This is a genomic window from Nonomuraea sp. NPDC050783, from assembly GCF_040802095.1.
Lineage (GTDB): Bacteria > Actinomycetota > Actinomycetes > Streptosporangiales > Streptosporangiaceae > Nonomuraea.
Window position 1 is genome coordinate 1 of the sequence record NZ_JBFAHK010000067.1, and the last position, 1,674, is coordinate 1,674.

Consider the following 1,674-nt stretch of genomic DNA (forward strand, 5'->3'; position numbering starts at 1 on the left):
GACGCGGCTTCTTCTTCCCCATGCTCTCCATCATGGACATCCTTCCGGGGACGAGCCCCTGATCTCGGATGTCCGTCAAACCGGATCAAGCCCACCAAGCCGCATTAAAGTCGTGCATCTATTGCCTGAAGTGAAGCACTACCACCAGCAGTACCTGTACAAAGTGCCCAACGGCTACTGCGGCATCGGCGGCACCGGCGTCGCATGCCCTGTCGGCTTGACGGCCGCCGAAGCGTAGAACCTGCTGAGACCGTGACCGCTCCGAGAGCGTCTGCGTAGCCCTTGATCGCCACCGGAGAGCTGGGTAGGCGCGGGATAACCGGGAGTAGCCGAATTCTGTAATCGCATGATCGCGGCATCCCCAAGCCATAGCATCATCGCTATGGCTTGGGGTAGCGTGGAGCTGGAACCGGAAGTTCGGGAGTGGCTTGAGAAGCTCCCGGCAGAGCCGTTCGCGCGAGCGGCCTTCTATATTGACCTACTCGCAGCGGAAGGCCCGCTGCTGGGAGACCCGTACACGCGACAGCTCGATGGCAAGCTGCGCGAGCTGCGGTTCTACCTTGATGATCTGACAATGCGGATCAGCTACTGGATCGCTTCGGATCGGCGGATCATCCTTCTGACTGTTTTCCGCAAAACGCGAATGAGGGAAGATCGAGAAGTGGAGCGGGCGCGGCGGGCGTTGTCCCGCTGCAAGGACGAGACGCACTCGGTGGACGAGGAGTGATGATGACCGAGCGGACCGATTGGGCTGATCTCCGTGACCGACGGCTGTCCGAGCCCGGAGCGGCCGAGGCGTACGATGCGGCTCGTCTCGCCTTCGAACTCGGTCGGGCAGTACGACAGATGCGCGAATCTCGAGGGTGGAGCCAGAGTGAGCTGGCTCGTGCGGCTGACATGACGCAGTCAGCGGTGGCCCGTTTCGAAGGAGGAGGTACCGTGCCGACGCTACCGGTCCTCGATCGACTGGCCAAGGCGCTGGACGCCGAGCTGGAGGTGCGAATCAGTCCACGTGTTCCCGCAGCCTGAGCGTGATGTATCGCGCGAGATGGTCACGTCCACGGACGTGGTGTATGAATCGATCTTCGCGTGATCCTGTTTCTGCAGGTTAAGCGGTAAGTGTCTGCGGGAGTGGGTTGTGGGCTGGTGTGTCGCCAGGGATCACGCGGATCCGGGCCTTGGCGAGGATGTCCAGGCCCATGTAGCGGCGGGCTTCGACCCATTCGTCGGTCTGCTCGGCCAGCACGGCGCCGACCAGCCGGATGATCGAGGGCCGGTCGGGAAAGATGCCCACCACATCGGTGCGGCGGCGGATCTCCTTGTTCAGCCGCTCTTGCAGGTTATTCGACCAGATCTGCGGCCAGATCTCGCGAGGGAAGGCGGCGAAGGCGATCAGGTCCTCGCGGGCGGCGTCCAGATGCTGGGCCGCGGCTGGATGCTTGGTCTGCAGAGTTTGCACGACCCAGGCCTGCTGGGCGCGCACCGAGGCGCTGTCGGGCTGGTCGACGATGGTGCGCACCAGGGTGGCCACGAACGGCTGCGCCGACTTGTTCACGCAGGTCAGAAGGTTGCGTAGGTAGTGGAGTCGGCAAGAAATAAGGCGTCGCTTTCTGATCTTGGGCTCGTTGAAGTGGTATGGCGATCTCCAGCGAGGTTCACGAGCAGCTCGCGGCA

2 protein-coding genes and 2 pseudogenes are annotated in these 1,674 nt (G+C 62.8%); 3 read left to right on the forward strand and 1 reads right to left on the reverse strand.

The window, feature by feature from the left end; translation table 11 throughout:
• The 3 genes and pseudogenes from AB0H75_RS50160 to AB0H75_RS50170 form a co-directional block, all read left to right on the forward strand.
• Positions 1 to 238: pseudogene (locus tag AB0H75_RS50160) on the forward strand (hypothetical protein); the annotation flags it as partial.
• 144 nt (positions 239 to 382) lie between these two features.
• The gene (locus AB0H75_RS50165) at positions 383 to 727 is read left to right on the forward strand and encodes a type II toxin-antitoxin system RelE/ParE family toxin (protein ID WP_367809188.1); all 345 of its coding nucleotides are present in this window, start codon (positions 383 to 385) and stop codon (positions 725 to 727) included.
• Between the two features lie 2 nt (positions 728 to 729).
• A complete protein-coding gene (locus AB0H75_RS50170) occupies positions 730 to 1,029 on the forward strand; it encodes a helix-turn-helix domain-containing protein (protein ID WP_367809190.1) in 300 nt (99 codons plus the stop codon).
• 79 nt (positions 1,030 to 1,108) lie between these two features.
• Here AB0H75_RS50170 and AB0H75_RS50175 read toward each other — a convergent pair.
• Positions 1,109 to 1,591: pseudogene (locus tag AB0H75_RS50175) on the reverse strand (transposase); the annotation flags it as partial.
• Positions 1,592 to 1,674 lie beyond the last annotated feature (83 nt).

Bases quoted from the DNA above. Each gene is read 5' to 3' on its own strand.
- AB0H75_RS50165 (WP_367809188.1), top strand. From the start codon at position 383: ATGGCTTGGGGTAGCGTGGAGCTGGAACCGGAAGTTCGGGAGTGGCTT.
- AB0H75_RS50170 (WP_367809190.1), top strand. From the start codon at position 730: ATGACCGAGCGGACCGATTGGGCTGATCTCCGTGACCGACGGCTGTCC.